The sequence below is a fragment of the Streptomyces sp. WELS2 genome (assembly GCF_013870595.1).
Classification (GTDB): Bacteria; Actinomycetota; Actinomycetes; order Streptomycetales; family Streptomycetaceae; genus Streptomyces.
The window spans coordinates 1-7,382 of sequence record NZ_JACBWZ010000278.1 but is presented as its reverse complement, the minus strand read 5'-3'; the positions used below and the strand labels follow the sequence as shown (position 1 = coordinate 7,382).

General features: G+C 69.7%; 9 protein-coding genes and 1 pseudogene. 4 read left to right on the top strand and 6 right to left on the bottom strand.

Annotation, left to right across the window (positions count from 1 at the left end; translation table 11 throughout):
- The 6 genes and pseudogenes from H5J33_RS17680 to H5J33_RS17655 all read right to left on the bottom strand — a co-directional run.
- Nucleotides 1-235 (bottom strand): annotated as a pseudogene (locus H5J33_RS17680) (purine permease); the annotation flags it as partial.
- A 64-nt stretch (nt 236-299) separates the two neighbouring features.
- The gene (gene pucL, locus H5J33_RS17675) at nt 300-1,223 is read right to left on the bottom strand and encodes a factor-independent urate hydroxylase (protein ID WP_181795903.1); all 924 of its coding nucleotides are present in this window, start codon (nt 1,221-1,223) and stop codon (nt 300-302) included.
- A gap of 4 nt (nt 1,224-1,227) precedes the next feature.
- Nucleotides 1,228-1,629, bottom strand: a complete 402-nt coding sequence (gene uraH / locus H5J33_RS17670; RefSeq protein WP_181795901.1) for a hydroxyisourate hydrolase — start codon at nt 1,627-1,629, stop codon at nt 1,228-1,230.
- Between the two features lie 4 nt (nt 1,630-1,633).
- The gene (gene uraD, locus H5J33_RS17665) at nt 1,634-2,146 is read right to left on the bottom strand and encodes a 2-oxo-4-hydroxy-4-carboxy-5-ureidoimidazoline decarboxylase (protein WP_181795900.1); all 513 of its coding nucleotides are present in this window, start codon (nt 2,144-2,146) and stop codon (nt 1,634-1,636) included.
- Between the two features lie 152 nt (nt 2,147-2,298).
- A complete protein-coding gene (locus H5J33_RS17660; protein WP_220212459.1) occupies nt 2,299-2,610 on the bottom strand; it encodes a helix-turn-helix domain-containing protein in 312 nt (103 codons plus the stop codon).
- Between the two features lie 47 nt (nt 2,611-2,657).
- Nucleotides 2,658-2,921, bottom strand: a complete 264-nt coding sequence (locus H5J33_RS17655; protein WP_037700656.1) for a hypothetical protein — start codon at nt 2,919-2,921, stop codon at nt 2,658-2,660.
- Nucleotides 2,922-3,070: 149 nt separating this feature from the next.
- On the opposite strand from H5J33_RS17655, the gene H5J33_RS17650 reads away from it, so the two are divergent.
- From H5J33_RS17650 to H5J33_RS17635, 4 genes are all read left to right on the top strand, one after another.
- Entirely contained in the window at nt 3,071-3,928 is an 858-nt protein-coding gene (locus H5J33_RS17650; RefSeq protein WP_181795898.1) for a TIM barrel protein, read from the top strand.
- A gap of 68 nt (nt 3,929-3,996) precedes the next feature.
- Complete coding sequence (locus H5J33_RS17645; RefSeq protein ID WP_181795896.1) at nt 3,997-4,911, top strand: 2-hydroxy-3-oxopropionate reductase; 915 nt, start codon at nt 3,997-3,999, stop codon at nt 4,909-4,911.
- 171 nt (nt 4,912-5,082) lie between these two features.
- A complete protein-coding gene (locus H5J33_RS17640) occupies nt 5,083-6,546 on the top strand; it encodes a catalase (protein WP_181795894.1) in 1,464 nt (487 codons plus the stop codon).
- Nucleotides 6,547-6,963: 417 nt separating this feature from the next.
- A complete protein-coding gene (locus tag H5J33_RS17635; RefSeq protein WP_181795892.1) occupies nt 6,964-7,197 on the top strand; it encodes a hypothetical protein in 234 nt (77 codons plus the stop codon).
- Nucleotides 7,198-7,382 lie beyond the last annotated feature (185 nt).

Sequence of the window (7,382 nt, the reverse complement as noted above, 5' to 3'; positions counted from 1 at the left end):
TCGCGGCGATGAGCCGGGTACGGGCCCCGATGTCGAGCCCGCAGGCCTGACCGATGATGAGCGGAGGAGTGACAACGCCTGCGTACATAGCGGCGATGTGCTGGAGCGCGGCGGGGACGAGCCGCGTGGGGTGGAGCTTCTCGTCCACCGGGTGCACGGACGTGACGGCGTCCTCGATGTGCACCGGCGGGGTGGAACACGGGGCTTTCGCCGGCCCCTTTGCAGGCTGTGCCATTTTGTTCCCTCCGGTGTAGCGCGCCCCCGGCCCGTCAGGCCGGGCCGGGGGCGGGCGTCCCGCGTCAGAGGTTGGTCATGTCGACCGGGATACGGGCCTCACAGCCGTCCCGCAGGATGGTGGCCTCGATGAGGCCGTAGGGGCGGTCGGCGGCGAAGTAGACCTCGTTGTCGTTCTTGAGTCCGAACGGCTCCAGGTCCACGAGGAAGTGGTGCTTGTTGGGCAGCGAGAAGCGGACCTCGTCGATCTCGCTGCGGTTGTTGATGATGCGCGAGCCCATCTGGTACATCGTCTGCTGGAGCGAGAGCGAGTAGGTCTCGGCGAAGGCGTGCAGCATGTGCTTCTTGACCTGCTCGTACGACTTCTCCCAGTTGGGCATCTTCTGGGCGTCGTCGGTCCAGTTGAACCGCCAGCGGCCGGCGACCTGGGTGGCGAGGATACGGTCGTACGCCTCCTGGAGGGTGGTGTACTTGTCCTTGACGTAGCCCCAGAACTCGGAGTTGGTCGAGTTCATCACGACCAGGTCCTTCAGGCCGGAGATGACCTCCCACTTCTCACCGTCGTAGGTGATCTGGGTGAGGCGGACCTCCTGGCCCTTGCGGACGAAGGAGTGCTTGACGTCGTCCGCGCCGATGAACTTGCTGTTGGCGTCCGAGGTCTCGATCCGCTCCCAGGCGTACTCCTCGATGCGGATGCGCGCCCGGTGGATCGGCTCCTGGCTGGTGACGAAGTGCCGGGCGAGGTGGATGCCGAACTGCTCGGCGGACTCGATGCCGTATTCCTTGGCGAACGCGAACACCGTGTTCTTGGTGGTGTCGGTGGGCAGGACGTTGGCGTTCGAGCCGGAGTAGTGGACCTCTTCCATGTCGCCGCTCAGCGCGATGGAGACGTTGAGGTCCTTGATGTGATGGGTGGCGCCGTCCCGCGTGATCTTGACGACTCGGTTCTCGGCCTTGCCGTACTGGTTCTGTCCCAGGATGGTCGGCATGTAGCTAGCTCCCTCGGTAAACGGAGTAGCCGAACGGGTTGAGCAGCAGCGGTACGTGGTAGTGCTCCCCGGGCACCACGGCGAAGGTGATCGCCACCTCGGGGAAGAACACGGCACCGCTGTCCCGATTCGCGGGGGCGTCCTGCTGCGCATCGGCTTGCTTCTTCGCAGAATTTTCGAAGTACGGCTCGACGGCGAAGTCCAGCCGTACGTGGGTGGTCCCTTCCGGCAGGGCCGGCAGGTCCTTGCACCGGCCGTCGGCGTCGGTCGCCGAGCCGCCGAGCGCCTGCCAGTCCGCCTCGCGCCCGGCGCGGGCGGAGAGCCGGACGGCGACGCCCTCGGCGGGGCGGCCGATCGATGTGTCCAGGATGTGCGTGGACACGGAGGCGGTGGTGCTGGTGCTCATGGTGTCAGGCGTCCTCTTCGACGAGTCGGGCCAGTCGGATGCGGTTGATCTTGCCCAGCTCGGTGCGGACGATCTCCCGCTCCTGCTCGGGCGAGTTGCCGATCCGCTCCTTGACCGCGTCGCGCATCTGCTCGCCGGTCCGGCCGGTGGCGCAGATGAGGAAGACATGCCCGAACTTCTCCTGATAGGCCAGGTTGAGTTCGAGCATCTCCGCCTTGAGCTCCTCGGAGGCACCGGCCATGCCGCGCTGTTCGCGGGCGGAGGTCGGGTCGCCGGGCTTGGGCCGCCCGATCGGCGGGTGTCCGGCCATCGCCTCCGCCAGGTCCGCGGATGTCAGCTCGGCCATGGCGGCGTCGCTGGCGGTGTAGAGGTCCTCCGGGGTGGCGTACGGGCGGGCGGCGAGCAGTCGCCGGGCCCACTCGGTGGAGGCGCACGCCTCGTGGAGGGCCGCGAGGGCCTCGCGCTCCTCCAGGTCGTTGAACCGGGACAGGCCCGGGGGCGTGGAAGTGGTAGTCACGGGAGCCTCCGTGGCCGCTTCGGGCCGTTGTGCTGAACGGGCTGCGGATAGCTAACGCCCTCGGAAACACCACGTCAACACTTTGTTGAAAATTCCGCGTAACAAGCCGGGTTGGGGGCCGGACGGCCCTTGCGCCCTCACTCCCGCCCCGCTCAGAGGCCCTTCTCGCGGTTGAGGTAGTTGTAGACCGTGAAGCGGCTGACGCCCAGCGCGCCCGCCACGGTCTCCACCCCGTGCCGCACGGCGAACGCGCCGCGCGCCTCCAGGATCCGTACGACCTCCTGCTTGGCCTTGCGGTCGAGATCGGCCAGCGGCCGGCCCTCCTTGCGCTCCATGGCGGCCAGGATGTGGTCGAGCGAGTCGGCGAGCTGGGGCAGGCGTACGGCGACGACGTCGGCCCCCTCCCAGGCGAGGACGACATCCTCGGGGCCGGCCTCGTCGGGCGGGAGCATCGTCCCGCCCATGGCGTCGACCAGCGGCTTCACCGCCGCGATGAAGGGCTCGTCCCCGGTCACCTATCACCCTCCCGAGCCTCGTCGCCGATCACGTTGACCTGGAGCGAGACCCGGGTGGCACCGGCCTGGAGGGCCTTGCGCAGCAGCGCGTCCACCGCGCCGAGCACGCGGTCGGCGCCGCCCTCGGCGGTGTTGCCGAACGGCCCGACGTCCACGGCGTCCAGTTCGGCGGTCTCGATGACCTCGCGCGCCACCAGGGCGTGCGCGGGCGCTTCGTCCAGGTCGAAGGGCTCGGTCGTGAACTCCACTCTCAATCGCACGCGCCCAACCTAACGCGCGAGGCGGCCGTGGAGGGCCGCTCTTGCGGACGCCCCTTGACAAGCGGCGACACACGACGGCAATCTTCCATTACGCAGAAACGAACTTCCGTAATACGGAAACTCGACCAACGGAAGGGAGCGCGGCCCGAATGCCAGGTTTCGAGTGGAGCACCGCCGCAGACCAGCGCTTCAACGTCAACCTGTCGATCCTCTTCACGGAACTCCCGCTCCTGGAGCGCCCCGCGGCCGCCGCCGCGGCGGGCTTCACCGCGGTCGAGCTGTGGTGGCCCTGGATCGACTCCCCCACTCCGGCCCGGTCCGAGCTGGACGCCCTGAAGAAGGCGATCGAGGACGCGGGGGTCCGTCTCACGGGCCTGAACTTCTACGCCGGGCAGCTCCCGGGCCCGGACCGCGGCGCCCTGTCGCTGCCGGGCGAGGAGTCGGAGAAGTTCCGCGCCAACATCGACGTGGCCGCCGACTTCGCGGCCTCCCTCGGCTGCACGGCGCTCAACGCGCTGTACGGCAACCGCGTCGAGGGCGTGGACCCGGCCGAGCAGGACGCGCTCGCCCTGGAGAACCTCGTCCTCGCGGCCCGGGCGGCCGACCGGATCGGCGCCGTCCTGCTGATCGAGGCGCTGAACAAGCCCGAGTCGCCGCTGTACCCGCTGGTGTCGGCGCCGGCCGCGGTGGAGGTCGTCGACAAGGTGAACGCGGCGACGGGTCTCGGGAACGCCAGGTTCCTGATGGACCTGTACCACCTGTCCATGAACGGCGAGGACCTGCCCGCGGTCATCGACGCCTACGCGGCGAAGACCGGGCACGTGCAGATCGCCGACAACCCCGGCCGCGGCGCCCCCGGCACCGGCTCGCTCCCGCTTCAGGAGCTGCTCGGCCGGCTGGGGAAGGCCGGTTACGACGGCTGGGTCGGCCTGGAGTACAAGCCGGGCGACCGCCCGAGCGCCGAGGCGTTCGACTGGCTCCCGCGCGAGGCCCGCGCGGCCCGCTGAGCCGCCGGCCCTGCCCACCGGCCGCCCCTTCACAGACGTAGAGCCGCAGTAAGAGAGGCACCCCCGAAATGAGCAACCTTGCAGCTTCTTCCCGCCCGACCCGCCCTGTGATCGCCTGGATCGGCCTCGGCATCATGGGCGCCCCCATGTCCGAGAACCTGATCAAGGCGGGCTACCAGGTCACCGGCTACACCCTGGAGAAGGAGAAGCTGGACCGCCTGGCCGCCGCCGGCGGCACCGCGGCCGGCTCCATCGCCGAGGCCGTCCGGGACGCCGACGTGATCATCACGATGGTGCCCGCCTCCCCGCAGGTCGAGGCCATCGCCTACGGCCCGGACGGCATCCTCGAGAACGCGAAGTCCGGCGCCCTGCTGATCGACATGTCCTCGATCACCCCGCAGACCTCCGTGGACCTCGCCAAGGCCGCCGGGGACAAGGGCATCCGGGTGCTGGACGCCCCGGTGTCCGGCGGTGAGGCCGGTGCCATCGAAGCGGTGCTGTCGATCATGGTCGGCGGCGAGCAGGCCGACTTCGACCAGGCCAAGCCGATCTTCGAGGCCCTCGGCAAGACCATCGTGCTGTGCGGTCCGCACGGCTCGGGCCAGACGGTGAAGGCCGCCAACCAGCTGATCGTCGCCGTGAACATCCAGGCGTGCGCCGAGGCCGTGGTCTTCCTGGAGAAGTCGGGCGTGGACCTCCAGGCCGCCCTGGACGTCCTCAACGGCGGTCTGGCCGGCTCCACCGTGCTGACGCGGAAGAAGGACAACTTCCTCAACCGCGACTTCAAGCCCGGTTTCCGGATCGACCTGCACCACAAGGACATGGGCATCGTCACCGACGCCGCCCGCAACGTCGGCGCGGCCCTCCCGGTCGGCGCCGTGGTCGCCCAGCTGGTCGCCAGCCTGCGCGCCCAGGGCGACGGCGGCCTGGACCACTCGGCCCTGCTGCGGGCCGTCGAGCGCCTCTCCGGCGCCCAGGTCTGACGACCCCTCGCACTTCCGGACCGCGGCGCCGCTGACACCTGTCCTGTCGCGCCCAGGCGGCGCCGCGGTCCGGAATCGACTTCAACAAAGTGTTGACGCTCAGATCGCCCCACTTCTAGGCTCCACAAAGCGGAAACAGTTTTCCGCTGACACCCGCACGGAAGGTCCACGATGTCGAAGCGCGTGCTCACGACAGAGTCCGGCGCACCGGTCGCCGACAACCAGAATTCCGCCTCCGCCGGCGTCGGCGGCCCGCTCCTGATCCAGGACCAGCACCTCCTGGAGAAGCTCGCGCGCTTCAACCGCGAGCGGATCCCGGAGCGTGTCGTGCATGCCCGCGGTTCCGGCGCGTACGGCCACTTCGAGGTGACGGACGACGTCACCGGCTACACCCACGCCGACTTCCTCGGCGAGATCGGCAAGCGCACCGAGGTCTTCGTACGCTTCTCCACGGTCGCCGACTCCCTCGGCGGCGCCGACGCGGTCCGCGACCCCCGTGGCTTCGCGGTGAAGTTCTACACCGAGGAGGGCAACTACGACCTCGTCGGCAACAACACCCCGGTGTTCTTCATCAAGGACCCGCTGAAGTTCCCCGACTTCATCCACTCGCAGAAGCGCGACCCGTTCACCGGCAAGCAGGAGCCCGACAACGTCTGGGACTTCTGGGCGCACGCCCCCGAGGCCACGCACCAGGTGACCTGGCTCATGGGCGACCGCGGCATCCCGGCGTCGTACCGCCACATGAACGGCTACGGCTCGCACACCTACCAGTGGACGAACGCCAAGGGCGAGGCCTTCTTCGTCAAGTACCACTTCAAGACGAACCAGGGCATCCGCTCCCTGTCCACCGAGCAGGCGCAGGAACTGGCGGGCAAGGACCCCAACTCGCACCAGACCGACCTGCTCCAGGCGATCGAGCGCGGTGTGCACCCGTCCTGGACGCTCTACGTCCAGATCATGCCGGCGGCCGAGGCGGCGGACTACCGCTTCAACCCGTTCGACCTGACCAAGGTCTGGCCGCACAAGGACTACCCGCTCCGGCGCGTGGGCCGCCTGGTCCTCGACCGCAACCCGGACAACGTGTTCGCCGAGGTCGAGCAGGCCGCGTTCTCCCCGAACAACTTCGTGCCCGGCATCGGCCCGTCCCCGGACAAGATGCTCCAGGGCCGGCTGTTCGCCTACGCCGACGCCCACCGCTACCGCCTCGGTGTCAACCACACCCTGCTCGCGGTGAACGCCCCGAAGGCGGTCCCGGGCGGTGCCCAGAACTACGGCCGCGACGGCTTCATGGCGGTCAACGGCCAGGGCCGGCACGCCAAGAACTACGAGCCGAACTCCTACGACGGCCCGGTCGAGACCGGCCGCCCGCTGTCCGCCCCGCTGGCCGTGACCGGCCACACCGGCAACCACGTCGCCCCGCAGCACACCAAGGACGACGACTTCTTCCAGGCCGGCGAGCTGTACCGGCTGATGTCGGACGAGGAGAAGTCCCGTCTGGTCGCGAACATCGCCGGCGGCCTCTCGCAGGTCTCCCGTGACGACGTGATCGAGAAGAACCTGGCCCACTTCCACGCCGCCGACCCCGAGTACGGCAAGCGCGTGGAGGAGGCGGTCCGCGCCCTGCGCGAGGACTGAGTCCCAAGGCTGCGTCCGGGACGTGACGGGGAGGTCGTGCCCCGGACGCGAAGGCCCCGCCGCCCCGGGTGGTCCGGATGAGGGGTGATCATCCGGTGCGGCGGGCAGGGCGAGGACCGCGGTGGCGCACGAGCCAGTGCGGTGGTGAAGGAGCCCCGGACTCCCTTCTCGACCAGAGGGAAGGGACGTCCGCCTCCGTCGTGGCCACCGCGGTCCCAGCCCCACCTCCGCCGTCACCGCGGAGGTACTCCGGCCCCGTCCGGCGGCGCGAACGACCTGTCGCGCCCAGCCTCGCGCCGTCGGACGGTCACCAGATGGTGCGCGCAGCGCTCCCTCCACACCGGAGGGAGCGCTTCGTGCTGTCCGCGACCGGGTTCCCGGCGTGCGGGTCCCCGGTATCCGCAGCACGCTGAAGGCATGGGCAACCCGACACAGCACCCGCACATCGTGGTCCACTCCCCCGCCCTGGACGGCTCCCGGCGGGTCACCGAGGGGGACGTGACGCTGGGGATCGCCTCGCACCTGGACGACGTCGTGGAGATCCTGCGCCTGGCCGACCTGGACCGGATCGAGGTGGAGGTGAGCGACCTGATCGAATGGCAGGGCGGCGGCCCGGACGACTGGCCCGGACTGGGCGAGTACGACTTCTGACGGCGCCGGCTGCGGCAGGGGTCGTAGCCGGGCTACGCCATCCTCAAATCAAGCTCTGAACAGCGCGGATGAGGCTTCGCCGGCCGCTTCGGGCGGGCAGAGTACCGACACGCGGGGCCCGCCGGCACGGGGGTGGCGGGCCCCGTGGGGGGAATCCCACGGAGCGTACGACGCCGGATTCCGCC